Here is a 25,793-nt window from a genome sequence, read left to right on the forward strand (position 1 = left end):
AGCGCAACCTTGCCAAGGTTGAGGTCGCGAGTTCGAGTCTCGTTTCCCGCTCCAGATAGTGACCAGCAGATTCCATGTGATATCTGCAGGTAAAGAAAAGCCCCTGACGGGGCTTTTTTGTTGTCCGCGATTTACCTTCAGCCAACTGCTGCCGACATCGGCAGCAGTTGACGATGCGTGACGCTGCTCAGCGCGCGCCGTGCGCTGCAGGTTCCGCAGTGGGGGTGTGGGCCGCTGCACTCCATGCACGCAGCCCGATCACGGCAAGACCGAGGAAGAACACGTACAGCGCCGCGGTCACATGCAGTGACTTGAACAGATACGCGCCCACGTACACCACGTCGACCACGATCCACAGCCACCAGGTGGCGGTGTGGCGGCGTGCTTGCCACCACTGTGCGACCAGGCTCAAGCCGGTGAGTATCGCGTCCAGCCACGGCAGTGAGGCATCGGTGAGGCTGTGCATGCCGGCACCAAGCGCGATGCCGCCAAGCAAGCCGATGCCCAGGTCACGCAGCATCTTGCTGCGTGACAGGGGCACGATGCGCACGCTGCCTTCGTCGGCGTTGTGACGCCGCCAGTTGATCCAGCCGTAGACCAGGAAGACGGCAAAGGCGAGCTGCAGCAGAGTGTCCGAATACAGCTTGGCTTCGGCGAATACCAGTGCATACAGCGCCACCGACAACAGGCCGACCGGCCAGGCGACCATCCGCCGTTGCGCCATCAGCCAGACGCCGAGGATGCTGCATAGCGCGGCCGACCATTCGAGCGCGGCGCTGCTCACAGCGCGACGCTCACCGATACGCGTGCCTGTCGCGGTGCGCCCGGGAACAGGTAGTAGTCCCCCAGGCTGCTGCCGGTGTCGCGCCAGTAGAAGCGGTTGAACAGATTGTCCACCGACAGGTTCCAGCTCACTGCGTGGCCTTGCAGCTGGTGCTTGAAGCGCAGGCCAGCGTCGAACAGGTTGTAGCTCGGTGCGCGTACCGCGCCATCAGCGCGCGCGGTATTCGCCGATGCGTAGCGCCAGCCGCCGGTCAGGTCCAGCCCTTCAACGAAGGGCAGTGCATAGCTCAGGTGCACGCTGGTCCGCAGCTTGGGGACGTTGACCAGTTGGTGGCCTTCGTAGTCCGGCGTGCCGGTGTCGCGCGCACGTGCCTGCAATAGGCTGGCGCTGGCGACAACCTGCAATGCATCGGTGAGCTGGCCGTTGGCCGTCAGTTCCAGGCCGATGTGGGCCTGCTTGCCTTGCTCGACGAAGGTGTAGCCGACATCGCTGTCGTCGGGCTTTGCGTACTGGTAGGGCTGGGTGGTGCGGAACAGTGCTGCGCCCAGCGTCAGCTGCTCGGTGCTGGAATACTTCACGCCGATTTCGAGTTGTCGCGACTGCACTGCCGGCAGGAAGGTATCGGCGTTGGCGGTCCAGAACGGTGCTTCCTGGCCCAGCGAGATGCCTTCGACATAGCTGGCATAGGCATTGATGCTGTCGCTGGCCTTCCACATCACCGCGGTCTGCGGCAGAAAGCGCGACAGGCGGCTGCGACGTTGCGGGTTGCCGCGCTTGTCGTAGGCGCGTTCGTCCAGGCGCACGAAGCGGCCGCCGGCCAGCCATTGCCAGTCTTCATTGAGCTGGATGCGATCCAGTGCGAAGACGGCGGTCTGGCGGCTGTCGAGGCGGCGTGCGGAGGCGCCGGGCATCAGTGGCGAAGGCTCGAATACGGGCAACTGTTGGTCGTGGATGTTGACCGTGCCGACGTACTCGTTGACGTTGCGGCGCTTGTCCACGGTGCGGCGGAACTGGTCGGCACCCACGGTCAGCTGATGGCTGATGCTGCCGGTGTCGAAGCTGCCGCGCAGCTCGGCGCGCAGCTCCTGGTTGCGACGGGTATCGTCCGGGCTGCGGTAGTCGTAGATGTCGTAATCGCCATTGGGGGCGAAGTAATTGCCCGGCACGCTGCCATCGGCACATTCTGCGGCGTAATAGCAGCCATAGGCGAAGGCGACGTTGTCATCGATCACCGTGCGGCTGTGGCTGACGGCAACGCGGGATTGCCAATCGGCGCTGAAGTCGTAGGTGTGCAGCGCAGTGATATTGGTGCTGGCAATGCCTACCGGCTGCTGCCACGGCTGGTAACCGAGCAGGTGCTCGCGGTCCACGCCGGTCGGCAGTTTGCTCGCGCCCAGCAACTGGTAGCCGGAGGCTGAGCGCTGCGCGCTGGTCTGGTAGTTGGCATCCACTTCAAGCTTGCCGCGCTCGCCGATCAGCCAGTCGGTCGCCAGCGAATAGAAATTGCGGCGGCCATCGGCATGTTCGATATAGGACGCGCTGTCGTCCCAGGCGGCGTTGAAGCGCAGGCCGATGCGCGGGGTCAGCCAATGGCCGACGTCGATGGCGGCGTAGCGTGAGCCTTCGTTGTCGGTGCCCAGGGTGACGGTGCGTACTTCGGCCGGCCGCTTGCCGACGTAGTTGATGATGCCGCCCGGCGCCATCACCCCGGCCGCCAGGCCAGCTTCGCCCTTGAGCACTTCCACCGACTGCAGGTTCTCCAGCGCCAGCCGCTGTTCGCCGGCAATCGACATGCCGTTGAAACGATAGCCGGTGGCGGTATCCAGTGCGAAGCCGCGGATGGCGACGTTCTGGTAATAGCCGACCGGTGCATAGGCATCGCCCAGCGAAGCGTCATTGCTGGCCAGTTCGGACAGCGAGCGCACCTGCTGATGATCGAGGAAGTCGCGGTCCAGCACGTTCATTGATGCCGGGGTGCTTTTCCAGTCGCCGCTGCCAAAGCTGTTGACGCGGGCGTTGTCCGCTTCCGGCTGACGGGCCTGCACGCGTACGGCGGCCAGTTCGGTCGGCGAGTGTTCGACAGCCGCATCGAGGCCGGTGTCGCTGGCGTACAGCGGCAGGGTGGTGCTCAGGGCGAGGGACAACAGCGTGGGGCGCAGGCAGCGGTTCATTCGATTCGTCTTCAGGGAACAAGGGAGACGAAGCGAAGGCGCGCATGCGCAGCGCCAATGACGGCGCTACGGCTGCTGCTCAAAGCTCCCTACGCCGGTGCAAACCGGATCAGGTTCCAAGGGACTCTCTCAGCCTGGCAAATCCAGGCACCCCCGCTTCAGGCCGCCATTTCACTACAAATGCGAATGATTTGCGAGTCGGGCCGCTTCAGGCGGCGGCGTGCAGGGCCTGCAGCAAGGCTCGGCCGTGGTGACTGGCGAACCATTCGGGGTGGCCGAGCATGAATGGCTGCCAGGCGACATCGGCATTGGCGGTGGAACCGGTGATGCCTTCGAAATACTCCACTTCGGACAGTGCAAAGTCGAAATGCACCATTGGCAGCAGATCGGCAAGCAGGTGGACCCGCTCGGCCGACAATGGCAGTACTTCGCGGTAGCCGTCGAGCAGGGCCAGTGCGATATCGGTACGTACCGCTTCGGCGCCGCGCTCCAGTTCCAGCCAGGCCACCGCATTGCGTTCGATGGCGGTGGCCAGGTCGAACAGGGCGCTGGTGGGGGAGGCCAGGCCGAAGTCGAGCACGGCGCTGACCTGCATCGCGTTGTCGTCATGGCCCCACAGCAGGTTGGAGACATGCCAGTCGTTGTGCGCCCACAGCGGCGGTTCGGCCTGCAGGCGCGCGGATAGTCCGGTATGCCAGGGCAGGACGCTGCGCTGCAGTTGCTGCTCCCACGGGATGCGGGCCAGGTAGCGCGCCAAGCCGGGGCGATTGTCCAGGTCGGCGTTGAGTGCAGAGATCGGGTCTTCGGCCCTGATCAGCTCATCGCGGGCGACCAAAAGGTGGGTGCTGCGCTGGGGCGCGTGATAACCGGCCGAAGCGCGATGCAGGGTGGCCAGCATGCGGCCGGCGGCGCGTGCGCGTTCGCGCTCGGTCAGCAACGTCCACGACGGGGCGTCGCGGTACAGGTCCTGGCCAGTGGCGACGGCGTGCAGTTCGTAGGTCCAGTCGCCATGTTCGATCGCGGTTGCGCCGTGCTGGTTGCGCAGGAGTTCGGCAACCGGAACCCCTGCATTGGCGAGGTGGGTGATGAACCGGTGCTCCTCCTGCAGACAGGCGGCTGTACGGACCAAGCGATGATGCCGTTTGATGAAGACCTTGCCGTACGGGCCGGAGGCAATCGCGGCGGCCGACATCGGTCGCGGACTATGCCAAAGCAGGGCGCTGCCGGCATCCAGCTGCGGGTAGTGATCACATAGCCAGGCCAGTTCAGCCGCATCGATGGCGGGCCAGTCAGCGGCCACTTCATCATTGTTGAGGCCTTGCACGCGGTGTGATTGCTGGGTCATCGGAACAGGCTGGAGCAGGTGATGCGGCGGAGGCGCGATGGTACGCCAGCCCCGCCCAAGCTGCAGGCAGCACACACATGTAGTGCCGAGCCATGCTCGGCAAGAGCTTTACCAGCGTAAAGCTCCCCTCACCCCAACCCCTCTCCCGCAAGCGGGAGAGGGGCTAAAACCGTAGTGCCGAGCCGTGCTCGGCAGGGGCTTTCCCGGTGATGCCCCAGCCGAGCATGGCTCGGCTCTACAGGGATTGCAGAGCCGACGAAGACAGCCATCCAGCCTATGTGAAAGGAATTGTTAAAAAGCGCTGGCGCAGCCCTGCCGAAGTCTGTATGATTCGCCCACACCGCGGGAATAGCTCAGTTGGTAGAGCGCAACCTTGCCAAGGTTGAGGTCGCGAGTTCGAGTCTCGTTTCCCGCTCCAAATTGGAAAGGGCCCCCTCAGTGGGGTCTTTTCATGTCGAGGTGATGTTGTGCTTCGACGACGCAGTTGTTTGGCCTGGTAGCAGAGTGGTTATGCAGCGGATTGCAAATCCGCGTACGCCGGTTCGATTCCGACCCAGGCCTCCAAGTAGTAAGCACTAAAGCCCTGAGAAATCAGGGCTTTTTTGTTTTCTGCCGCTTGCGCCGAAATCCCGGGATGACCTGTTCAAGCGTGTGCGCTTATCCGCCACTCGCGTTCACGTGGCAAACCCGTGGGGGCATGCGTGCACTGCGTGTACTTGGGTTTGAGCGGCGACATCGTTTGTGCGGTTTGCTTGCCCAGCGCTATGCCTGCAAGCGGGAGGTGAGCGTGTGCGGCGTGGTTTGTTGGGCGCAGGCACTTCGGTCTATGGCACCTACCTTTGTCGACCCTCCGTAACTCAATGGCAAGCCAACTGAGAGTTTTCCGGTTCGTGGTATCCGCAGAACTCGGTAGGCATCCGTCCGCCAAGGTTGTCGGAGGGCTCTCGGCTTTGCATGGGCGCGCCTATCCAAGCGGTCGTACGATGTCCGCTTGAGGTTGCCGGGGCATATGATTGTTTCCAGGATCTCAGTGAAGGCAGTTCAGTAGAGAACGCCATGAAAGTGATTTTTGCTGTGTTGATCTTCAGCTGTTGCTCGCAATCAGTTCTCGCCCAAGAAATGGGTCTGTTGCCTCGTGCAGAGGATATCGCGACGGTGATTTCGTCTGAGCTCTCCAGGCAGGCAGAGCGGTCCCTGCCTGTCTTGTCTGCGCGCATCGATGTGGTTGACGCAAAGGCGCTGAAGCACGACTGTTCGCTGGTCTCGCCGGGATTGGTCGACTGCATGGCGTCAGGGAGCTTTGATGGCTTCCTGTATCTGGATGGAAGTGCCACTTCTGTCGCGCCGAGAGCTTTTGACGTGCGGCAAAAGCTTCGTCTCAGCATGATTGAGGGGGCCGGGTTTGTGCGGTTTGCTTGCCCAGCGCTATGCCTGCAAGCGGGAGGTGAGCGTGTGCGGCGTGGTTTGTTGGGCGCAGGCACTTCGGTCTATGGCACCTACCTTTGTCGACCCTCCGTAACTCAATGGCAAGCCAACTGAGAGTTTTCCGGTTCGTGGTATCCGCAGAACTCGGTAGGCATCCGTCCGCCAAGGTTGTCGGAGGGCTCTCGGCTTTGCATGGGCGCGCCTATCCAAGCGGTCGTACGATGTCCGCTTGAGGTTGCCGGGGCATATGATTGTTTCCAGGATCTCAGTGAAGGCAGTTCAGTAGAGAACGCCATGAAAGTGATTTTTGCTGTGTTGATCTTCAGCTGTTGCTCGCAATCAGTTCTCGCCCAAGAAATGGGTCTGTTGCCTCGTGCAGAGGATATCGCGACGGTGATTTCGTCTGAGCTCTCCAGGCAGGCAGAGCGGTCCCTGCCTGTCTTGTCTGCGCGCATCGATGTGGTTGACGCAAAGGCGCTGAAGCACGACTGTTCGCTGGTCTCGCCGGGATTGGTCGACTGCATGGCGTCAGGGAGCTTTGATGGCTTCCTGTATCTGGATGGAAGTGCCACTTCTGTCGCGCCGAGAGCTTTTGACGTGCGGCAAAAGCTTCGTCTCAGCATGATTGAGGGGGCCGGGGCTCTGGTGGATGGCGAGGAGGTTTAGCGCGCGACCGCTCCTTGCCGCGGCTCAGCTGCTTGTGCGCGCTGCGATCTCGACCTCGAGGTGGGCAAATGCACGCCACTCGATGGCTTGCAGCAGTGCGCGATCCGCCGGTGGCAGGGTGTTGCTCAACATGGCTGCACCGAAGTCGCTCAAAACTGCTTCGCCGGTGACCGGGTTCCACAGGATGTTGTGGGCGTACAGGTCGCCGTGCAGTATGCCGCGTGCATGCAGGTGCTTCAGCGCGCCACGGATGCAGCCCAGCAGCCGCTCGGCGATGGTCGGCGTAAAACGCGTATCTGTGGCATAGACATCACGCGTGCAACTGGCAAGGCTGGGTGGGCCGGCCAGATTGATGTAGTCCGGGGGGAGCAGGGGCATCGCCACCGCCAGGCGGCCTTCCGGGTGGCCTTCGACCGTTGCCAACGGTGCAAGCAGGTAGGGATGCCCGGCGGCGGCCAGGCCGGCAGCCAGTTCCGACTGTGGCGTCCCATCGCTGGTAAATGCCGCCTTGAATACCTTGATGGCCATCGACTGGCCGCTGCATGTGTGGGTGGCGCGATGGATGTGGCCGCTTGCCCCTTCGCCCAGCAGCGCGCCGATCTCCAGTTCGTCGTAGCGGATGGCGTGGTGATGCGCCTCTGCCAATGCAGTCTGCTCGGCGTTTGCAGTCAGTGGATTACCGGCCACCGCCGGCCACGCGAGGTTTGGCAATGCCAGCACGGTCGCGGGAATTTCCTGGAACCGGTTGCTGGCAATGCGCAGCAGCTCCAGTGCCTTGCAATTGCCCAGGTCGGGCAAGGTGGTGAGCTGGTTGCAGGAAAGCATCAGTTTCTGCAGCCGCGGCCGCTGTCCCAGCGCAGCGGGCAGTTCAGCCAGCTGGTTGTCGGAGAGGATCAACCAGCGCAGCTGCGCTGGCAGGCTGCGCTCGCTTACCCGGGTAAGCGCGCAAGCCTTGAAGCCGACCATCTCCAGCTGCGCGCAGTCGCCCAGCGCCGTTGGCAGTTGCGTAAACGGGTTGTTGGAGCAGAACAGGATGCGCAGCTTGTGCAGCCGCCGCAGGTCTTCAGGCAGTGAGCTGAGCTGGTTGCCGGAGAGGTCCAGTATTTCCAGAGTGTCAGCCAGTGCAAACAGCGCCTGCGGGAACTCGGTGAGGCCCAGGTTGACCAGCCGGACAGCCTGGGCGCCGGCGAGGGCGCCGTTGTTCAGATCTTCAAGGGTATGCATGCGCGGTGAGTGTAACGAGGCCGGCGGCAATGTCCTATGTGGAAGCGGCGCCAGCCGCGAGGCATGCGGATCAGCAGATGACGCTGCTGCCGGGTGCTTGCGCGTTGCCGGGTGTACGGTTGATGCCGCTCCCGCTGAGCAGGAGCAGCCCTGTCTCATCGAAGTGAGCAGCATTGCGCGCGGGTAGGCATGCTTCGTGGTGTGCTGTACTCCTTCAAGTCGCTCAAGACAGGCTTGTGGCCGTGAAGGCCGCCAGGCCGATGCACAGCAGCATCAGCGCCGCAAACGCCAACGGCTTGATCCGCCATCCGGATGCGTTGCCGCCTGCTTGGCAGGCCGGGCGGGCGCGATGGATGAGATCCAGGGGGTAGTGTTTGGCGGCCATGGTGTCGTCACAGGCATCCATGCAGTTGCCGCATTCGATGCAGCTGTCCGAGCGACCATTGCGGATATCCAGGCCGATCGGGCAGGCCGTCACGCAGGCGCCGCAATCCGTGCAGTCACCCAGATGGGCCGGGCTGAAGTTGGGCATCGCACCGGCAATGGCGGGGTGCGCGGCGCGGAATACGTAGTCGGCGGCAGTGGTTGCATCAAGCAGGCCGCGGGAGCGATGCAGCACGCTGGCGTTGTCCTGATCACGAGGGCCACGCGGCTCACCGCGTGGCGCGTTGTACTGGATGCTGGGGGTGCGTCCATCGCTGATCAGGCGTTGTACGCGGCTGTAAGGGCATAGGTAACTGCAGACCTGTTCATGCAGATACGCCACGTTGGCCCAGGTCGCCAGACCGTAAAAAATGATCCAGAAGCATTCCCAGCCGCTGAGCGTGAGCGTGAATACACCATGCACCAGTCCGCCGATTGGGGTGAAGTAGCCGACGAAGCTGATGCCGGTCCATAGCGCGATGGCTGCCCAGAGCGCGTGCCTCAGCGGGGTTCCCAGTGGCTTTGCCCAGCCTTGGAGATCAGTCAGGCGGGTCAGCCTGCGGAAAAGGCGGGTCAGTACCGTTTGTGGGCAGGCGTAGGTGCACCACAGGCGACCGTACAGGCTGGTGACAAGGCAGAGCAGGGCCAGTGCTGCCAGCGCCAGCCATAGCAGCGGCAGCGACTGCTCGGGTTGCATCGAGATGCCGGCAATCCGGAACTGGCGCGCATCAATGTCCAGCAGCAGCCAGGGTTTGCCATTCCAGTGCAGCCACGGCAGCCCGTAGAACGCCGCCAGCATCATCGTGGTGGTGAACTGGCGGAGCGTATCGCGCTTGCGGGCGGTGCCGGCGCAGGCTTCGCCGATACTGCGCACCGGCTTCATTCGAAGGATTCCTCCGGTTCGCGTGCCGGGCGCAGCAGCAGCGCGGTCACGCCGCAGGCGCACAAGGTGCCGGCCCAGAACATGAAGAATCCCAATGAATAGCCCAGTTCGCGGCTGATGACCTGTCGTGGGAAGCTGATCTGCTGCAGTTCCAACGGATCGATGAAGGCAAAGAACAACGCCGACATCACGGCAGCGGTGAAGAAGCTGGGCCAGACCACGGCGCCCAGGCGTTGGATCATCGGCAACGAGCGGCGGGTACTGGAGTCGACAGGGCTGGTCATTGAGGATTCCTGGGGGCCTCGTGGCGAAGGAATAGAATGGGCTGTGGCCACTGTGCGGGATGGCGGCAACTGGTGGCCCGGTGTGCAAGGCTAGGGGCTGTGCCGGTGGGCGTCGTTGATCCTGATCAAGCAGGGCACGGCCGGGTGTAGTCGATTCGGGTTAGGTGACAGGAGGTGTGTGGTGCGGGCTGGGCCGGATGTGTGCACGGAGGAAGAGGTCGAGCTGCTGGTACGGCGCTTCTACGCGCGGGTGCGCGAGGACGCGGTGCTGGGGCCGATATTCGAAGCGCGGGTGCACGATTGGGAGGCGCACCTGCAACAGTTGGTGGATTTCTGGTCGGCCCTGCTGCGTGGGACCTCGCGCTTCACTGGCGCGCCGATGCCCAAGCATCTGGCTATTCCCGGACTGGAGTGGCCGATGTTCGAGCGTTGGCTGGGCCTGTTCGCGCAGACCACGGCGGAGCTGGGCAATCCGGCGATGCAGGCGCTGGCCGACGAAGCCGCGGCACGGGTTGCCGGTTCCATCTGGCGCCGCTATCACGCCCCCTCGTTCCCGATACTCTGAACGTCAGGGTGGTTGGCTCCATTCATGAACGGGCCAAATTGATCTAACTCAAGGCAGGGGCATGCGGGCGCAGGCAAGCTGGCGCCATGAACATGCCGCTGCCGACCTCAAATACCCTGGGCTGGACCTTCGATGCAGACCTGCTGCGCCGGCATGATCGGCCAGGGCCGCGCTACACGTCCTATCCAACCGCGCCCCATTTCCATGATGGCTATGGGCAGGCGCAATTCTGTGCGGCGGTGGCGCGCAGCAATGTGGTGGGGCGACCGATGTCGCTGTACGTGCATGTACCGTACTGCAGCAGCCCCTGCTTCTACTGCGGCTGCAACCGCGTCATCAGTCGTGATCGCAGCAAGGGTGAGCGCTACGTCGATCAGCTGCTGGTGGAGGCGGGCGGGTTGGCGCCGCTGTTCGCGCGCGAGCGTGAAGTGGTGCAGCTGCACCTGGGCGGCGGCACGCCCAATTTCCTGGAACCGGCACAGCTGCGCCGCTTGATTGGTGGCTTGCAACAGCTGTTCAACTTCAGCCAGAGCAGCGCACGTGATTTCTCGATCGAGCTGGATCCGCGTTCGGTCAGCGTGGACGACATCGCTGTGCTGGCAGAGCTGGGATTCAATCGCGCAAGTCTGGGTATCCAGGACTTCGATCCGCAGGTGCAGCAGGCGATCAATCGCGTGCAGGCGGTGGATGAAACGATGGCCATCATCCAGGCCTGCCGCGACAACGGCATGCGTTCGGTGAATGTTGACCTGATCTATGGCCTGCCGTTGCAGACGCTGGCCGGCTTCGGCCGAACGCTGGATACCGTGATCGACGCGCGCCCGGACCGGTTGGCGATCTACGGCTATGCGCACCTGCCGCATATGTTCAAGGCGCAGCGGCAGATCCAGGACCGCGACCTGCCTGACCCGGAACAGAAGCTGGCGCTGCTCGGGCTGGCGGTCGAGCGACTGTCGGCGGCCGGTTATCAGTACATCGGCATGGATCACTTCGCATTGCCGGAAGAAGACCTGTCGCGTGCGCAGCGTGCCGGTAGTCTGCACCGCAATTTCATGGGCTATACCACCCATGCCGACAGCGATCTGTTGGGGCTGGGCGTCAGCGCGATCAGTCACATCGACAGCAGCTACAGCCAGAACCCGCGCGATCTCAAGGATTGGGAAGCAAAGATTGCCGAGGGCGGCGTGCCGGTGTGGCGTGGACTGGAGTTGGACAGCGATGACATGCTGCGCGCGGAGCTCATCCAGCAGCTGATGTGCCATGGCAGCGTGGACGGGCACACGCTGGCGCGACGGCATGGCGTGGATTTCGACAGTTATTTCGCCGAGGAGCTGATCGCCTTGCGGCATTTGCAGGACGACGGCCTGGTCAGCTACGGCGACGGCGTGGTCGCCGCCACCGAGCAGGGACGGCCCTTGCTGCGTTTGATTGCGATGTGCTTTGACCGCTATCTGAAAGCCGCGCAGCAGCCTGCGCGCTATTCGCGCGCCATCGGTTGAGGCCACGGTGGCGGCGGCGTTTGGCGCCGTCGCCAATCTTCGTGATTCACAATTGGGCCGCGATCAGGCACGCTATTGCGATGCCCGGATGGCGAAACTGGTAGACGCATCGGACTTAAAATCCGCCGGCCGCGAGGCCATGCCGGTTCGATTCCGGCTCCGGGCACAATGACTTAGGCGACTTTTGTCGCCTTTTTCATTTCCGCAATATCGAGGGGTGTTCCGCAATTCATCGGGTTGGGGTGACCTTGGCGCCGCGGCGCTTGCGCACATAGTGCTCGGTCATCACCACCGAGGAATGGCCGAGCTGCTTCTGAGCCTGGCGGATGTCACCAGCTGAATCGGTCTTGTCGGTACCGGCCTTTGCGCGCAGATCCCTGAACTGGATGCCTGTGATCTGGGCCCCTTTGCAGGCCTTTAGCCAGCGCCTGGACATCGCAGCCACGGTCATCGAGCGGCCATGCTCATTCACCACCAGCCGGGTGCTGTGGACGGTGTACCCGTGCTTCCGGACCCTGATCCTCTCCAGCAGCGCCGATAGATCTGCACTTACCTCGACCCGAAGCTTATGGGCGGTCTTGTTCTGCGTGAGGTGCACAGCGCCATCGCGCACGTCCATTTCGGTCAGGCTGAGGACATCCGCCGGGCGCTGGCCGAGCAGGTAGGCGAGGTCCATCGCATCTTGCACGCAGGCGTCCGCTGCTGCCCAAATGGCCTGGTACTGCGCGTCCTCGATGTAGACGTCGCGGCCGGTTTCCTTGAATCCCTTGATGCCGGCGCAGGGGTTGGGCAAGGCCGTGTAGCCGCGGTCGCGGGCATAGTTCCACATGTGCGACAACAGGGCCTTCTCACGGTTCGCGCGGACAAAGGCCGTGCCGCCCGAGGTGCGCCAGGTCATGTACTGCCGGACGTTCACCGGCTTGATGGCTTCTAGCGGGGCCGGCGGATCGCAGAAGAAGGCCTTCAGCTTCTTCAGCTCATCCTTATTGTCCTCAAATGTCCGCGCCGATTTCCGCGCGGCGACCTCGGCCATGTAGCGGTCGCACACCCAATCGAACATGATCTGAGGCGCTTCCGGGGCATGCGCGGCACGCTCCAGCTCCGCCCACTTCTGGATGGCCAGGCCGTAGTCGCTACCCAGCGATTCCTCGCGGCGCGGTGAGCCGCCATGGTCGTAGAAGTAGTAGGTCTTGGAGCCGCGCTTGCGAGGGCGAAGGCGAGGGATCGCCCCCGGCTTTGTTGGTTTCCTTCCCATCACGCTGCCTTGTTCGGCTTCCAAGAGGGTACAGCCGGCTGATCATGGGCTTGTCCGCCATCGACCGTTGACCGCAGCACCACCGGCCAGCCATGGGCATCCAGGTAATGCCGGATGCCGTTCTGTAGCAGGAAGGCAATCTGGCGCGCCTTCTGCGGGGTGCGGCACAGCTCGCCCACTTCTCGCTTGGACAGTGCAAGGCTGTCAGCCATGTTGCTCTCCTTCCAACGCCGCGCGGGCGCTCTTGATTCGGTCTTCGTTGGCCAGCTCCTGGGCGCGGAGCCGGATGATCTCGTCTGCGGCCGTGGCCAGCTGCTCGCGCAGGAAGTCCTTGGGCGGCTGCTTCATCCGCTTGGCCGGCTTGGGGAATAGCTGCGGGGTCGTCATGCGAAAAGGCTCAGTTGGGCTGGGGCATCGACCTGCAGCGCAGGTGCAGGCTGGGTCACCACCTTCACGGCACGGCGCTTCGAATCCGATGGTGCTGCCCGCGAGACGAGCTGCAGATAGTCGCCGTCACCGCGCATCTGCCACGGTCGGCCCTTGATCGGACAGACATCGTGACTCCCTGCGTCATAGTGATCCCCTGCTGGTCCTTCCCGATACCACAGGTGCACCTGATAGTGCGGCCTGCCGGCGTAGTGCCAGGAGCCGTGGTGAGGCCCAGAAACTTTCTTCACCGTGAAAAGTGGCACACACCGGTGCCAGTCGGCATCGGCGCCCGGTCGATCGGGTTGACCGCAGTCGGCGTTGGGCTCGTGTTTGTACCAGGCCCACACCTTGTCGCCGACCTGGAAGGGCTGCAGCTCTTCGGTGCTGGCGTGCGTATGGACCGGCAGCGGAGGGAAGAGGTCGCGGATCGAGAACCAGCACCCGCGACCGTTCATATCGCTGATTTGGGTCATCGCGAAGCGAGCTACAGCGATTACACCTGACCGCATGATGTAGAAGGCAGTCCCGCAAGGCGTTGGCCCACCCTCGATGCTTGCGAGGATCGTCTGGCGAGACCAGCCACGCGCCAGGCGACGAGAGACGATGCCTTCCGCGATTGCCCATGCATCCTCGGTATCAATGGTGTCGTCGCTCATACCGCATACCTCGTTTGCGGCCGTGGCCAGCTGCTCGCGCAGGAAGTCCTTGGGCGCCTGCCGCATGCGCTTGGCCGGCTTGGGGAATAGCTGCGGGGCGGTCATCGGCGCTTCCTTAGGATTGGAGCCGTATCTTTCTGGCCTCGCCCAGGATGCAGTTGGTGCAGGTCATTTTTATTGCTCGCCTCCGGGGTGCGAATTTGTGACGCGAGACCGGTCGCATTGACACTGAACGACCTATGCGGGACGCTCTTTGTCGAGTTCGAAACGGCGGGGTCGTGATGATCAGGTACGTCGAAGGCTGGCAGCTTCACTCTTACGTCGAGCATGGCTTGGACGGCCCGGAGGGGCTGGCCATTTCTGCGCGGCACTTGGCTCGCGACATTTTTCGCGTGAATCGGTTCGACCTGATCGATATTCCATCGACCCGAGAGGCGACCGACTTCATCGATAGCAGGCTGTTCGCTGTGATCGGCGTTACGGACGACGGACGCATTTTCTTCTAGATCACGCATCGCTCGCCTCCTCCCAGTCGTAGTCGTCCAGCTGAATATCCAACAGCTGCTTGCGAAGGTGCTCTCGATAGATCTCGGCACGCTCCCCGCAGTCGGTGTCGCATTCCAGATCGCCGCAGTGCGGGCAGCAGTGATCTTCGGGCACGCAGTTGTGACAGGCGTGCTGACCAGCGTGCCAGGTGCCACAACGACTCCAGCAGAATCCTTGGCCGCAGGTCTTGCAAATGCCAGCGTCACTCAGGTCCAGGTCGTTGTCACAGACGGCGCAAAGGCCGATGGGCATGTCCCTGGCCATCACTTCACCCCCTGCGGGCGGGCGGCGAGAGGTTTCCTTGCGCCCATGGCAAAATGCCGCCCAATCAACAGGGGGGCGAGCAAATGGAATTTCTTGGAGCGCTTAGTGATTGCTGGTGGCTTGGGAAAGAGTGCATTCCAAAATGGGAAGCATGGGCGGTCTACGCCGCAATTTCCGCGGCACTGGGTACCTGGGTTGTAGGATTTTTTGCGGGCTTCATTGCTTGGATGGCCTACACCCAGAGGGAGCGCGAGAGAACAGAGAACTCCGTTCTGGAGCTTTCCAAGTCGCGATCGCTTTACAAGCGCTGGGCGACCGAGATCCGCACTTGCAGTGTTGCTAATACTTTCGTGAAGAGCCACGGACCAACTGTGCTTACGCAACTTGAGGCTGGCAGCCAACTGTATCTGCAGGATTTGCTGGATACCCTCAATGACGTGCTTTTGGAGACGATTGACGAGCCAACGGGAGTCGATTTTTCGCCGGAGGATCTGAACCTGCTCACCAACTTCAAAGTCGCACACCGGAGGGCGCGGTCTGCAATCGGAGCGTGTCGGGAGTATCTGAAGGAAGGGCGTCCATATGCAGATGTTGCAGAGAAGTTTCGAATTCTCGCTATGTGGGTGGAAGATGTTGAGGGCCAGGCAGTGAATCTCAACGACCTGCTGCGACGAAATGAGCCTAGTTAGATTAGAGCTAGGTAGTTTTGAATCTTGGTTCGCATTCTTAAGATAGGTCTTCATTTCAGCCACGCCCCCGCGCCGTGGCTGGTGGGCTGCTCGTCGTCACCCGCCAGCTCAAGCTGGCTGTCAAAGAACCACCAGCCATCACCATCATCGTTGACGTGGCGCGGACCAGCGTCCGTCTGGATCGAGGCCGCACCGCCAAGGCTTTTGATTACGCGACCGGTCTGTCCGTTGGCGAGGTTCGCGTCCTCTGAGGTGTCATAGTCGGTGGCGATGATGCGAACACGGTCGCCAGTCTTGAACGCGCTCACGCCCCCCACCTCGGCGCTGGTGGCCTGCAGTTCTGCCAGCCGTTCGCTACGCGGGCGCATGTGCTGCATGTCCACGGTGATCCGGCCAAGCTTGTCGATCTCCGCGCAAGGCCACGGCACATCCGTTTCACGCGAACGGTTCTGCCGGATTGCCTCCTGTTCGGTGAAGCGGCCAGCTTCATCGAGACGGGTCACGTAGCCAGCGCCGTTTGGTGCCCACCACATCGGGCAGTTGCCGACGAAGCTCCGCGTGTCCTGGATGTAAAACATCGGCTCGGTCTCGCTGCCGCCCTTGGGGCTGCCGACAATCGCACTGATGGCTTGGCGAACCGTGGCGAGATGGATCGGATTCGGGTCAACGCTGGTGAAGTAGTCCTCAACGTCGCGCAGCTCGGGCAACAGATCGTTGTTCTCGTCGGTGCTGCCGCCCTCGGGGCTGGCGTCGATCAGTGGCAGCCAGCCGACCGGCGTGCCCTTGCCCTCAGTGAAGTGATCGTGATCCCAGCACCAACCAGCGAACTGCCAGCCGGCACGCTCGTCCTGGTGCACGTTGTCGTCGTTGCATGCTCCGATGGTCCACGCCGGGCCTTCGGTGTCTTCGGTGGCATGGTCATCGAACTGCACTAGCAAGCGCAGCATGGTGCCATCGCGCGGCGCGGTCGCCATCGGGCGCGGGGCAAGGTCGATCCCCGGCGCTGCGGGGGTGCTGGCCAGCGAATTTAGGTGATCGTCATACCGCACGAACTCCTGGTTCGGGGTGATGCCGCTGTGCGACGCAACGGCGAACACCGCCATGCCATCGACGTTCCGCCAACCCGTGATCTGTCCGCCCTCAACCGGCGCTGCCGCGATGGGGGCGGCGATAGCCGGAGAAGTCCCATCCAGCAGGATGCAGCCTTCCTCTTCCACGTCCACGCACTCGCAATAGAGGCCCGGGCCGCTGTGGCCGTTGTCGGTGTGGAAGATACGGACACGCGAGCGGTCATCGAACTCCACGTCCAACTCGGGGGAGCCCGCCATCAGCAACGCTTCGTGAAGCTGGCAGGCGGTCAACTCGATTCCACCCGCGTTGTAAGCCACCGCTTCCGGGGCCGCGGCGCTTTCGCCGCTGCGGTCATGCTCGATGGCCTTGTCCGCAGGCATGGTGCTCCAGTGTGGCCAGGTGCGTCCCTCGTTCTTTGTTTGCTTCACGACGATAGCGGAGATGATTTCTTGTGCTGTGGCGCCACTGCGCCAGGCGCCATCAAACGCAAGGATGATCACATCCACCCATTCGCGGAGGTCGCCCGGGTCGGCCTCGATCTCCAGCAGCTCCTTGCGGATGTGGTCGACGATGCCCGCCGCGCGGGTTCCGGGGCCGAATGTGTGCGCTGAGAAATAGCGCTGGCGCTCCAAGTGGGCGACGAGATCAAAGGGCGCTGCATCGCCAACGTAATTGGCGTTGTGCACCTGGCAAGGGTGGCGCAGAGAGCCGTCGCCGCTGGGGCAGGTACACGCGGTCGGGTTGGAATCAATCATCGGGAGGGTTCCTTCTTGATCCGGCGCTGCGAGAACTTCGCGCGGCCGGGTAGCTGTGGAATGAGGAGCAGCTGGTCGGTGGTGACGCTGTACCTGGCAACGCGGCAGGGTTTGCCCTTGCGGTTGTTGACCACGACTTCTGCCGAGTGGATCGGGTGGCCTTGCTGCCGCAGGTCGTAGATGCGCGCGCTGGCTCTGGCGATGCCCAGCTCCAGGAAGATCTCGGTAGCAGTCATCGGTCGTTTGGTGAGCGCTGCGAGCAGTTCGTCGCACTGGGCTTGGTCGGTCATGGGGGCCTCACAGACTCAGCTGCAGCTGGGCGAGCTCAGACGGGAATACGGATCGCTTTACTGGTGGCCTGCGCTTCGGCGCGCGCTGTCCATGCACAAGGCACCACTCCGCGTGCGCTTCTTCGAATGTGAGATGCCTGGCTGTGTTGCTGCAGGCGCATTCCACGCTGTGGCCGCCACCGGCCGATGGTCGGCGGAGGTCGAGCATATGGCGCGCTGCGTGGCCTTTGCTGCAGGGGATGATCGGTGGCTGCTCGGTGATCATGCGTTGCATGTGCATCTCCAGTTATGCGCCGTAGGCCAGCAGGGCGACTAGCGCGCCGAGGATCAAAGTGGCCCCTGCGACGATGAGCAGGAGCGCGCCGATTTCTGCAAGGACCCCTTTCACTGCGCTGCCTCAACGAAGGCGAGGTCATAGATGACGCAGTGCGCCCGGGCGGCCGAGGGGGAGTCGGCACTGACCGCAGAGAGGGGGACAACCGCAGTTGCCCGGGCGCATGCGCTTGGAACGGGGTAGGAGCCGCTGGCGACCGCATCGACGGCGTCGAGCGCGTCTTGCCAGTGGCGAGCCGAGAAGTCGGCGGTCAGTGCGACGGCAACGCCAGCGGCGCAGTTCGGCACGCGGTCGGCCGCGCGGAAGCCATTGAGGGCGGTTGCCGCGATGGTCCCGCGCAGTCCCCAGTCGTCGTGGTCTGCGAGCTCGTAGACGGCGAGGGCGGCGCAGATGCGCGGGCTGCTTATGACCAGGTCTGCCGGGATGGTCGCTTCACCATCGGTGGTGACCTCAGCGGCCGGGGAGGGCTCCGGATGGCCGGTGGCGGCGCAACCGCTCAGTGCGAGGCACAGAGCGGCGAGGGAGGTGCGGGCGGTTGCCATGAACCTGATCTCCAGCCCCTGCCCGGAATGGGTGTGTCGCGGGGCGACGGAGCACAATCTACGGAATACCGTTAGCCGTTGTCAACGGAATACCGTAATTTCGAACTTCGATTAAGTGAACAAATTCAGCTCCGGCTCTCCTGCAAAGAAAAACCCCGCCGAAGCGGGGTTACTTAATGGTCCTTCGATGCCTTTGAGAGCCTTTCGAGCTCGGCCGTCTGGCGGGACTTGCGCTCCTTCTCCGCGATCATCGCTGTCGTGAAGCGGCGCAGCTCTTGCCACATCCCTGGTAGACGGCCGCATAGCAAGGCCGTAGTTGTCTGTAGAACCGTCGCAGAAAAGAGCAGCTTGTTTTGCGCTGCGCCCTCGGCTATCGCACCTGCCACCCTGGGAAGAAGGGCAGATAGTGCGATAGCGAAGAACAATGCCCAGAGACGTCGCGACTTTACAGTCACCATGTCATCTAGCTGAATGCGCTGGATTGAGCTGAGACCAGCTAGGCCAGCAATGTCACTTTGGAGTTTGTAGATGAGGGCCACGACGGCAGCCACAAGAACGCCTTGGATGATCCAGGTGTCTTTCAGGAGGGCTTCCAGGCCACGATCAGAAAGCAACTGCGACGCAATGACCCCCGTAGCCAGCCCAGTGGTCAGCACTAGGATCAGGAGCAGGATGTTTTTGGTCGCATTGGTGTTCACTGAGGAACTATTGAGGTTGCTATAGCGTGGCGTAGCCATGAGTGCACCTTTCCCCAAAGGTCAAATTCATCAATCATCCCTGATTCAAGCACGCTCACCGTTAGGCTCGTCTGAACCTTCAAATCGGTGCCGCGCAAGGTTCCACCCTTATGAAGATGAACACGGGTCTCGTCCAGATCGAAGTGACGGCCGGCTACCGCCAGCTTTTGCATCATCTCAAATCCCTCATCGGACTTTCGCCGATTAGAGTAGTTCAGCTTTAGCGTTGCCTTAATGCGTTCATCCTTCCCAAGCGCCTTGGTTAACGGGACGTCTCCGAACCAGTCTCCAATCAGCGAACTGAGCATATCGGCGACGGGACCTACAGGGCGGACACTTTTGTAGCCGGGTACAGTCTCGCGATCCTTCGTCCTTCGTTGTGTTTTGACCATTTCCACGACTTCAAAGTCGAGTTCCGCCCCGATCGTCACGCTATCAACCGGATGCCTTGCCAGACGTTGTTCAGCATTTGCTGATTGCTGGTCGGCAAGGATCACGTAGTCGTCTGCTGCAATCTTGGAGTACTTCTTGAGCAGCCAATTAAGGTGTTCCTCAAGAGCCTTCGAACCCAAGTGCAACGCGGAAACGAACATCACGTGGGATGCAGAAAGCGCAAGGAACGTCAACGATTCAACAAACTCCCGGCGCGCTGCTCCGTCTTCCTCTGGAACAGCAATAGTGTCCAGCTTGTAGTCGCCAGTAGCGCTGTCTCTCTCCAAGAAATGCGCTTTCTGACCAACTGTGAACTGCATGAACTTCGCGGTGAGCATCCCGTTCGTATTACCGATTCCCGACAGAACGCGCCGCACCGCTTCACCTTCCTCCCGCGCATCCACGTTCTGCGAGTCGCGAATCGCATCAGCGACAATTGATTGCAGGTCCAGTGGTGCACCAGATAGCAATTTTGCTCGTTTGTAGTGCATTGCTCTTGGTCGATCTACAGCCATTACTTCCCCCTGTTAAAAATCCATTTTTAGCTTGACCATGGAAGGTCCGAGACCGTGTAGCTTTCAGTCGGCCCAGCCACCTATCCAGTGGACACGGCCAATGACCGTGATGGGATGCTTATTTGAATCCATGGCCTTAGGCTTCTTCCAACTGTGGTCGCCGGCGGGGTTGTCGCTGGCAAAGTAGACGCCGGCGTCCAAGACCATGGCGCGCTTCACGAAGTACTCGGGGTTGGCCGAGCCGTTGACTTGGATAACATAGAGCGCGCCGTCCACGACACGGGTGTCGCTGGAGTCGAAGAGGATGGCGTTTCCATCCCTGATTGTCGGTTCCATGGAGTCACCCTTGCCGTAGTAGACGTGCAAGGTCTTGTTCTCAGCGCTGCCCAGGATGCCGCGGCGGCGGAGGCTGGTCTTCTTGAACTTTAGGCTGTGAGTATCGGCGTACTCGACCGCCTCGGAACCGCCCGCACCTAGGCCGACCGCCTGGGCGTAGCCGACAACGTCGGTGTAATCCGAATCACCAGGAGTCGTAGTGCTGACGGCTTCTTTCACTCCCTTGCCGGTCTCGATCCACTCTGGACGGAGGCCAAGTCTCGCGGCGATCTTGTGAAGAGCCGTCGTGGATTTTGATAAGCCCAGCTCAAGATCCGAAAGGGTGGTTGCTGCGATTCCGGCGAATCGCGCAAGCTCGGCACGGGATACCCCCTGTGCTTCGCGCTCGCTTCTGATCCGGGTGCCAATGTTGTCCATGTACACATTTGAACGGAACTCCGTAACGGAATGCCGTTGACTGTAGACTACGGAATACCGTAACGTGGCGGGCATGGACAAATCCTGGGCGAGCATCATTGGGGAGCTTCAATCGGCTGGCATGACATATGTCCAGATCGGCGAAGCTATTGGTTCGGCTGGGTCGACGGTTGGAGATTTGGCTTCAGGTCGATCTCAGTCCCCTCGCGCAGCTAGCGCCCTGGCGCTCCTTCGGCTTCACGCCACTCGCTGCTCGGGTTCCGATGAAGAAACTCGACCGACACAGGTGGAGCAGGTCGCCGCCCAGATCGATGTCCGCATGAGTAAACGCGCGCTGCGCGCCCGGCTGGGCTTCACCAACGACAAGCAGCTGGCCACGGTGCTGGGTTTGCCTTTGGCCCAGGTTGAGAGCTGGGAGGAAGAGCGCGCGCTGCCGGGCGTGCCCGAAGTGCTGCGCCTGCTGGGCGTCCAGGCTCAGGCCATTGCCGAAGAGCCGCCAGAAGACCCCGACGAAACCCGAATCGTTCCGGTGGAGACCGCTTGAGATGAGTTCGATTCCGTCCATGGGAAGCAGTCTGGCGACCGGTACCGGCGATGTCATGAAGCTGGGGAGGCAGTTTCTGCCTTCGCGCCAGCAGGTGATCTACGGCTTCACCCACCGCCTGCTCAACGAAACGGCGATGAACGCCAACAGCTTCGCAATGCAGGTTGCGGAGAACTATTTCGCGATGACCGCGCCGCATATGCACGACAAGAAGGCCGTGCCGCTACGGATGGGGCGGGGCGACGACCTGGCCGACGCACTCAAGGCCAACGGCCAGGCGCTACGCCGCTACATGGATGGCACGGTCAAAACACTTCCGGCCGATCTGGAAGATGCGTGGGTGCTGAGCCTGCCGGAGCCTTACCGCAGCGACTGCGAGCGGGATCTGGCTGCGCGCCGCGGTCTGCTGCCGATTCGTTTGGCGTTGATCGCTGCAGACGCCGACACGGCCGGCATCGGCAACCTGATGACCGAGTTCGGCTCGTTGGTATCGGCGCTTACGCCGGCCACCGCTGACGGTCTCATCGATGAGCGCGACCGCCCACATGCTCGAAGCATCATCGAGCGCTGCAACGACGTGGTAATTGCAGCTCTGACGATTCAGCGTCGTTTCGTGGCACTCCTGGGTGGTGACAAGTGAGCCGGGCCATTCGCTACTCGCTGGTTGGCTTCACTGTGAATGAGCTTCGCGATGAGCTGGACAAGCGCGCCCGCGCCGCTGGGAAGCCGCCCCACCAATGGGACGAGAAGCGCACGGTGTATCTGGAGCGTCTGATTGCTGAAGCGACCGCAACCCTTGCAGAAGTTGAGGCGAACGGGTCACCGGGCGGCCGCTCCCGCTACATCCATCAAGCCCGCCTGAGTGGCATCCGGGAAAAGATCAAGAAGTACGAGGCCTGGCTTGTGTTGGCTAAGGCCGACGAGAAGAAAGCCGAGGCGCGCAAGCGCCCCTAACCGAATCCCGCCCCTCTAACCGTCAGGTAGCTCCTGGTGGGACAGCCGAACTCCTGCACGGTTGAGGGAAGCGGGTTTGCAGGAGGACGTAGGAGACATGGCATGACGTACACAAATCGAGCGGGGGGCTGACATGCAGGACGCACGCATCGCGACCGGCCTGTCGGCGCACCCGAAGACAAAGAAGTTGATCCGCGCGCTGGGGCAGGGCGGGGCATGGAACCTGATCTGCCTGATCACCTGGGCCGCTGCCAACCGCAGCGACGGGGACCTGTCGGGCATGACAGTGGAAGACATCGAGTTGGCTGCCGACTGGATTGGTGATGAGGGCGCATTCGTGTCCGAGCTGGTGCGGGTGCGCTTCTTGGATCAGGTCGGCGAAAACTACGCACTGCACGATTGGGCAGATCACAACCCATGGGCTGCAGGTGCGGATGCGCGCAGCGAAAAGGCGCGCTGGGCCGCGCTGTGCAAGCAGTACGGCCGGCCAGAGGCTGCCCGGCTGATGCCGGAGTATGCCAAGCGCATTGGGGCTGACTGCCTGCCGCAACCAACAGTAGTACCAGAGAGTGCTAGCGGATCACGACCGGCAGATTCTGGCAGTGCTAGCAGCAGCCAGACGCACTACCAAAAAGTGCTAGTAGCAGATTCTAGGAGTGCCCCGTCTCCGTCTCCGTCTCCGTCTCCGTCTCCGTCTCCAGAAGAGCCTAAATCCTCGCTTCGCTCGGATTCGTCATCGGCTGAGCCGAATGACGCCTCCGGTGGTGGGGTTGCTCCGCTGGACGAGAAGGCCCAGAGGCTGGCGGAGGTGACCAACGAGGCGATTGCCGCTTGGAACGCCTCGGCGCTGGTGAAGGGCAACGGTGGGCTACTCGCTGCCGTGAACGCCACCATCGGGCGAGAGAACCGTCGAGCGCAGGTGAAGCGATGCATCTCCATCGCTAGGGACATTTGCCGCGGCCAGGGCCACGACCGCATCCCAGCCGAGTTCTGGTCCGAGTACTTCGCCGTGGCGGCAAAGGATGACTTCCACTCAGGCCGGCAGGGTGGAGGGCGTGGGCACGAGAACTGGATGCCTGATTTCGAGTACATGACCCAGCCCAAGACGATGCTGAAGCTGTTCGAGCGTGAGGAAGCGGCCTGATGTATGACATCGACTCGACCGTGGACCAGCTGCGCCTCCCGCCGCAGAGCATCGCCGCAGAGCAGGCAGTGATCGGAGGCCTGCTGCTGCACCCGGGTTCCTGGCGCAAAGTGGAGGCTTCGCTGGCAGCGGACGATTTCTATCGCCGTGATCACCAGCTGATCTACCGCGCCATCCGGGACATGGTTGAGCGGGAGCGCCCTTTCGACGCCATCACGCTCGGTGAGTCGTTCGAGGCACAAGGCATGTCCGAGCAGGTGGACAGCGGGTACTTGATCCACCTTGCCGCCACTACGCCATCGGCAGCCAACATCGTTGCCTACGCCCAGGTTGTGAGTGACAAGGCAATCGCTCGCCGGATGATCAGCATCGGCACTGAGATTGCCGATGCGGCCTATGACCCGCACTTCGAGCCGGTCGAGGGGATCGCCGCCGCGCAGGTGCTGATGCAGGGTTTGGCGCCCAGCCAGACGGACGGACTTGTCCCGGTTACCGACACACTGCCGGATTGGTTCGATGACCTACGGTACCGGTTTGAATTGGGCACCTCGGTTACGGGTGTGCCGACGCCTTGGGAGGAGCTGAACGCCGCCACTCACGGGTTGCAGGACGGTGACCTGATCATCCTGGCAGGCCGGCCGAGCATGGGTAAATCCATTGCAGGCCTGAACATTGCGGACTTCGCGGCCCGAGATCGTCACGTCGCGGTGTTCTCGCTGGAAATGAGCAAGAAGCAGATGAACCGGCGTGGGATCTCTGCGGCTGCCCGCGTACCGCATGAATGGCTCTTGGCGCCAGCTGGCTCGGACGAGTACTGGGCAAAGGTTACAGCCGCCGTGAAGGATCGCCGCGCGCTGCAGCTCAGCGTAGATGACACTCCGGCCCTGCGAATCACACAGCTGATGGCACGTGCTCGCGCGCTGCATGCCAAGAAGCCGATCCGGCTGTTGGTGGTGGATCACATCCACGACTTCAAGATCGACGCCAAGCTGGCTCGATTCGAATACGGCGAGATTGCCCAAGGGTTGAAGACGCTGGCCAAGGAGTTCAATTGCCCGGTTCTAGCGCTGGGCCAGCTCAACCGCGCGCTGTCCAGCAGGCAGGACAAGCGGCCGAACATGGCTGACCTGCGCGAATCCGGTGAGATCGAGCAGAAGGCGGACATGATCATCTTCATCCACCGCGATGAGTACTACGACAAGAACACGCACATGCGGGGGATCGTGGAGTTGATCCTGGCGAAGGGCCGCGACGTGGAGGCGGGGAAGTCGATCTATCTGGGGAACGACTACGCTCACATGGCTTTGCGCGACCGTGATGGCCCGCTGCCAGCTGAGCCGGAGCCCGACCGCCCGACCGGGCGCACCGCCGGGAAGTCAAAGTTCTTTGGCGGCGGCCGGCGCGCGCATTTCGGGGAGCAGGACTGATGGCGATGCAGCACTCCACCGGCACCCCGACTGCAGCCGAGGCTGAGCGCATCGAACTGGCGAAGGCGGGCCCGTGCATGGCTTGTCTGATGCTCCAGATGGCCGGCCTTCTGTCCTCGCGCCGCGTGGTCTACGGCTGCGACTACAACCACGCCAAGAGCGGGAACCGCCGTCGTGGGCACTTCTTTGGCTTTGCGCTTTGCGTCTGGCATCACCGCCGGCACCCCAATGAGGGCAAGACCTTGGCCCAGACCCGAGCGATCTACGGGCCGAGCCTGATGGATGGCTCTCGGGCGTTTCACGAGACTTACGGCAGCGACGACGACTTGATCGAACAACAGACCCACGTGAATGAACTGAGGAGAGCAGCATGAAAGACGTTCGTGAGCTATTGGCGAGGTTTCACGCGTCCTCGTTCCGTCTTGATGCCGGTACCGGCACAGATGGTGGAGTAGGTACCCTGACCAACATCGATATCGCTGGGGCGCTCGGAATGGTGCCCGCTGGCCTTGGTCGGGACCTTCTGGAGTTGCTGTATGGGCCTGATCCGAGCCGCGCGGACATAGTTCGCGTGTTTCGCGGGATAACCCGGCTAGCACTTGAAGAGCGAAATCGCCGGTCGCGCAGTTTTATCGATGCTCGAACTCTATGGGGGATCACCGACTGCATCGCGAAGTTCGAGCGGGACCAAGACGAGAAGACCCGTCGCAATCTGGGTGTGCTGAAGGCGCGCGCTGCCGTGGCTCGTGAGCAGCTATTCCCGGACAGGCTGGAAGAGCGCATGCCGCAGATCGCTGCGATCACCATCGGCTACATGAAGGGTGAGCGGCTCAGCAATCGTGAGCGAGCGGCTGCCATGGGCATGAGTGAATCTGCTTACCGCCAGGCATGGGCAGCCGTAGTAGATTGGGTCCTATCACGAATCCTAGAGGCGGAGGCTGATGCCGCCCGCGATCTTCGGCGCAAGGCATTTGTGGAATGAGGACTTTCCCGCCCGCAGACTCCCCAGGAAAGTTCAAAAAGCGCAAGTCCCGTGACCTGTGATTGGTCATGGGGCAAGACTATCGGCCCCTCTGCGCCTCTCTAAATAAACAGAACCGCTTGTTTGGCACACAGTCCAGTTCTAATATCAGCATCCAAAACAGGGGGGCGCTACGCATTTTGGCGTTTTGCGTGTATTTCACAAT

The 25,793-nt window shown here is 62.2% G+C and carries 30 protein-coding genes, 3 tRNA genes and 1 riboswitch; of the genes, 16 read left to right on the forward strand and 17 right to left on the reverse strand.

Annotated features, from left to right (window positions below):
* Positions 1-187 precede the first annotated feature (187 nt).
* The 3 genes from pnuC to RT131_RS06615 form a co-directional block, all read right to left on the reverse strand.
* A complete protein-coding gene (gene pnuC / locus RT131_RS06605) occupies positions 188-784 on the reverse strand; it encodes a nicotinamide riboside transporter PnuC (protein WP_313171373.1) in 597 nt (198 codons plus the stop codon).
* Positions 781-2,955: a TonB-dependent siderophore receptor gene (locus RT131_RS06610; RefSeq protein WP_313171375.1), complete on the reverse strand. Its 2,175-nt coding sequence runs from the start codon at positions 2,953-2,955 to the stop codon at positions 781-783. The genes pnuC and RT131_RS06610 overlap by 4 nt, the downstream gene beginning before the upstream one ends.
* 69 nt (positions 2,956-3,024) lie before the next feature.
* Positions 3,025-3,120: riboswitch (TPP riboswitch) on the reverse strand.
* 43 nt (positions 3,121-3,163) lie between these two features.
* The gene (locus RT131_RS06615; RefSeq protein WP_313171377.1) at positions 3,164-4,300 is read right to left on the reverse strand and encodes a phosphotransferase; all 1,137 of its coding nucleotides are present in this window, start codon (positions 4,298-4,300) and stop codon (positions 3,164-3,166) included.
* Between the two features lie 342 nt (positions 4,301-4,642).
* Here RT131_RS06615 and RT131_RS06620 point away from each other — a divergent pair.
* The 4 genes from RT131_RS06620 to RT131_RS06635 all read left to right on the forward strand — a co-directional run bounded on the left by RT131_RS06620 (position 4,643) and on the right by RT131_RS06635 (position 6,391).
* A tRNA-Gly gene (locus RT131_RS06620) sits at positions 4,643-4,718 on the forward strand.
* A 72-nt stretch (positions 4,719-4,790) separates the two neighbouring features.
* A tRNA-Cys gene (locus RT131_RS06625) sits at positions 4,791-4,864 on the forward strand.
* 492 nt (positions 4,865-5,356) lie between these two features.
* The gene (locus tag RT131_RS06630; RefSeq protein WP_313171379.1) at positions 5,357-5,839 is read left to right on the forward strand and encodes a hypothetical protein; all 483 of its coding nucleotides are present in this window, start codon (positions 5,357-5,359) and stop codon (positions 5,837-5,839) included.
* 180 nt (positions 5,840-6,019) lie between these two features.
* Positions 6,020-6,391 carry a hypothetical protein gene (locus RT131_RS06635; protein WP_313171381.1) on the forward strand — a complete coding sequence of 124 codons (372 nt, stop codon included), beginning with the start codon at positions 6,020-6,022 and terminating at the stop codon, positions 6,389-6,391.
* Positions 6,392-6,415: 24 nt separating this feature from the next.
* Here the strand turns inward: RT131_RS06635 and RT131_RS06640 are convergent, their stop codons facing one another.
* From RT131_RS06640 to RT131_RS06650, 3 genes are all read right to left on the reverse strand, one after another.
* Entirely contained in the window at positions 6,416-7,615 is a 1,200-nt protein-coding gene (locus RT131_RS06640; protein WP_313171383.1) for a leucine-rich repeat-containing protein kinase family protein, read from the reverse strand.
* Positions 7,616-7,838: 223 nt separating this feature from the next.
* The gene (locus RT131_RS06645; protein WP_313171385.1) at positions 7,839-8,921 is read right to left on the reverse strand and encodes a 4Fe-4S dicluster domain-containing protein; all 1,083 of its coding nucleotides are present in this window, start codon (positions 8,919-8,921) and stop codon (positions 7,839-7,841) included.
* Entirely contained in the window at positions 8,918-9,205 is a 288-nt protein-coding gene (locus RT131_RS06650; protein WP_313171387.1) for a hypothetical protein, read from the reverse strand. The genes RT131_RS06645 and RT131_RS06650 overlap by 4 nt, the downstream gene beginning before the upstream one ends.
* 178 nt (positions 9,206-9,383) lie before the next feature.
* Here RT131_RS06650 and RT131_RS06655 point away from each other — a divergent pair, with 178 nt between their 5' ends.
* From RT131_RS06655 to RT131_RS06665, 3 genes are all read left to right on the forward strand, one after another.
* Positions 9,384-9,770 carry a group III truncated hemoglobin gene (locus tag RT131_RS06655; protein WP_313171389.1) on the forward strand — a complete coding sequence of 129 codons (387 nt, stop codon included), beginning with the start codon at positions 9,384-9,386 and terminating at the stop codon, positions 9,768-9,770.
* A gap of 86 nt (positions 9,771-9,856) precedes the next feature.
* Positions 9,857-11,269, forward strand: coding sequence for an oxygen-independent coproporphyrinogen III oxidase (gene hemN / locus RT131_RS06660; protein WP_313171391.1), 1,413 nt, complete (start codon positions 9,857-9,859; stop codon positions 11,267-11,269).
* Positions 11,270-11,351: 82 nt separating this feature from the next.
* Positions 11,352-11,435: transfer RNA gene (locus RT131_RS06665), tRNA-Leu, on the forward strand.
* Positions 11,436-11,498: 63 nt separating this feature from the next.
* Here RT131_RS06665 and RT131_RS06670 read toward each other — a convergent pair.
* The 4 genes from RT131_RS06670 to RT131_RS06685 are packed head-to-tail and all read right to left on the reverse strand — an operon-like array spanning position 11,499 to position 13,714.
* Positions 11,499-12,524 (reverse strand): tyrosine-type recombinase/integrase, encoded by a 1,026-nt coding sequence (locus tag RT131_RS06670; protein WP_313171904.1) that lies wholly within the window; start codon positions 12,522-12,524, stop codon positions 11,499-11,501.
* The gene (locus RT131_RS06675) at positions 12,524-12,736 is read right to left on the reverse strand and encodes a DUF4224 domain-containing protein (RefSeq protein WP_313171393.1); all 213 of its coding nucleotides are present in this window, start codon (positions 12,734-12,736) and stop codon (positions 12,524-12,526) included. Before RT131_RS06675 ends, RT131_RS06670 begins: the two co-directional genes overlap by 1 nt.
* Positions 12,729-12,911 carry a hypothetical protein gene (locus tag RT131_RS06680; RefSeq protein WP_313171395.1) on the reverse strand — a complete coding sequence of 61 codons (183 nt, stop codon included), beginning with the start codon at positions 12,909-12,911 and terminating at the stop codon, positions 12,729-12,731. Before RT131_RS06680 ends, RT131_RS06675 begins: the two co-directional genes overlap by 8 nt.
* Positions 12,908-13,714 carry a hypothetical protein gene (locus RT131_RS06685; RefSeq protein ID WP_313171397.1) on the reverse strand — a complete coding sequence of 269 codons (807 nt, stop codon included), beginning with the start codon at positions 13,712-13,714 and terminating at the stop codon, positions 12,908-12,910. Before RT131_RS06685 ends, RT131_RS06680 begins: the two co-directional genes overlap by 4 nt.
* Positions 13,715-13,890: 176 nt before the next feature.
* On the opposite strand from RT131_RS06685, the gene RT131_RS06690 reads away from it, so the two are divergent.
* Positions 13,891-14,115: a hypothetical protein gene (locus RT131_RS06690; RefSeq protein WP_313171399.1), complete on the forward strand. Its 225-nt coding sequence runs from the start codon at positions 13,891-13,893 to the stop codon at positions 14,113-14,115.
* A gap of 1 nt (position 14,116) precedes the next feature.
* Here the strand turns inward: RT131_RS06690 and RT131_RS06695 are convergent, their stop codons facing one another.
* Entirely contained in the window at positions 14,117-14,407 is a 291-nt protein-coding gene (locus tag RT131_RS06695) for a hypothetical protein (protein WP_313171401.1), read from the reverse strand.
* Between the two features lie 95 nt (positions 14,408-14,502).
* Between RT131_RS06695 and RT131_RS06700 the strand changes: the two genes are divergently transcribed.
* On the forward strand, positions 14,503-15,108 hold the full coding sequence (locus tag RT131_RS06700) for a hypothetical protein (RefSeq protein WP_313171403.1): 606 nt from the start codon (positions 14,503-14,505) through the stop codon (positions 15,106-15,108).
* 50 nt (positions 15,109-15,158) lie between these two features.
* Here RT131_RS06700 and RT131_RS06705 read toward each other — a convergent pair whose 3' ends face one another.
* From RT131_RS06705 to RT131_RS06730, 6 genes are all read right to left on the reverse strand, one after another.
* Positions 15,159-16,934 carry a dATP/dGTP pyrophosphohydrolase domain-containing protein gene (locus tag RT131_RS06705; RefSeq protein WP_313171405.1) on the reverse strand — a complete coding sequence of 592 codons (1,776 nt, stop codon included), beginning with the start codon at positions 16,932-16,934 and terminating at the stop codon, positions 15,159-15,161.
* On the reverse strand, positions 16,931-17,224 hold the full coding sequence (locus tag RT131_RS06710; protein WP_313171407.1) for a helix-turn-helix domain-containing protein: 294 nt from the start codon (positions 17,222-17,224) through the stop codon (positions 16,931-16,933). The genes RT131_RS06705 and RT131_RS06710 overlap by 4 nt, the downstream gene beginning before the upstream one ends.
* Before the next feature lie 384 nt (positions 17,225-17,608).
* A complete protein-coding gene (locus RT131_RS06715) occupies positions 17,609-18,100 on the reverse strand; it encodes a hypothetical protein (RefSeq protein WP_313171409.1) in 492 nt (163 codons plus the stop codon).
* A gap of 173 nt (positions 18,101-18,273) precedes the next feature.
* Positions 18,274-18,798, reverse strand: coding sequence for a hypothetical protein (locus RT131_RS06720; RefSeq protein WP_313171411.1), 525 nt, complete (start codon positions 18,796-18,798; stop codon positions 18,274-18,276).
* Positions 18,795-19,784, reverse strand: coding sequence for a hypothetical protein (locus RT131_RS06725; protein ID WP_313171413.1), 990 nt, complete (start codon positions 19,782-19,784; stop codon positions 18,795-18,797). The genes RT131_RS06720 and RT131_RS06725 overlap by 4 nt, the downstream gene beginning before the upstream one ends.
* A gap of 63 nt (positions 19,785-19,847) precedes the next feature.
* The gene (locus RT131_RS06730) at positions 19,848-20,537 is read right to left on the reverse strand and encodes a helix-turn-helix transcriptional regulator (RefSeq protein ID WP_313171415.1); all 690 of its coding nucleotides are present in this window, start codon (positions 20,535-20,537) and stop codon (positions 19,848-19,850) included.
* Positions 20,538-20,823: 286 nt separating this feature from the next.
* Between RT131_RS06730 and RT131_RS06735 the strand changes: the two genes are divergently transcribed.
* The 7 genes from RT131_RS06735 (at position 20,824) to RT131_RS06765 (ending at position 25,588) form a co-directional block, all read left to right on the forward strand.
* Positions 20,824-21,081, forward strand: a complete 258-nt coding sequence (locus RT131_RS06735) for a hypothetical protein (RefSeq protein ID WP_313171417.1) — start codon at positions 20,824-20,826, stop codon at positions 21,079-21,081.
* A gap of 1 nt (position 21,082) precedes the next feature.
* On the forward strand, positions 21,083-21,721 hold the full coding sequence (locus RT131_RS06740) for a hypothetical protein (RefSeq protein ID WP_313171419.1): 639 nt from the start codon (positions 21,083-21,085) through the stop codon (positions 21,719-21,721).
* Complete coding sequence (locus RT131_RS06745) at positions 21,718-22,035, forward strand: hypothetical protein (protein WP_313171421.1); 318 nt, start codon at positions 21,718-21,720, stop codon at positions 22,033-22,035. The genes RT131_RS06740 and RT131_RS06745 overlap by 4 nt, the downstream gene beginning before the upstream one ends.
* Before the next feature lie 133 nt (positions 22,036-22,168).
* Positions 22,169-23,179: a hypothetical protein gene (locus tag RT131_RS06750; RefSeq protein ID WP_313171423.1), complete on the forward strand. Its 1,011-nt coding sequence runs from the start codon at positions 22,169-22,171 to the stop codon at positions 23,177-23,179.
* Positions 23,179-24,606 carry a replicative DNA helicase gene (locus tag RT131_RS06755; protein ID WP_313171425.1) on the forward strand — a complete coding sequence of 476 codons (1,428 nt, stop codon included), beginning with the start codon at positions 23,179-23,181 and terminating at the stop codon, positions 24,604-24,606. Before RT131_RS06750 ends, RT131_RS06755 begins: the two co-directional genes overlap by 1 nt.
* On the forward strand, positions 24,606-24,980 hold the full coding sequence (locus RT131_RS06760) for a Ref family recombination enhancement nuclease (protein WP_313171427.1): 375 nt from the start codon (positions 24,606-24,608) through the stop codon (positions 24,978-24,980). The genes RT131_RS06755 and RT131_RS06760 overlap by 1 nt, the downstream gene beginning before the upstream one ends.
* Entirely contained in the window at positions 24,977-25,588 is a 612-nt protein-coding gene (locus RT131_RS06765; protein WP_313171429.1) for a hypothetical protein, read from the forward strand. Before RT131_RS06760 ends, RT131_RS06765 begins: the two co-directional genes overlap by 4 nt.
* Positions 25,589-25,793: the final 205 nt, after the last annotated feature.

The organism is Stenotrophomonas sp., assembly GCF_032066555.1.
GTDB lineage: Bacteria > Pseudomonadota > Gammaproteobacteria > Xanthomonadales > Xanthomonadaceae > Stenotrophomonas.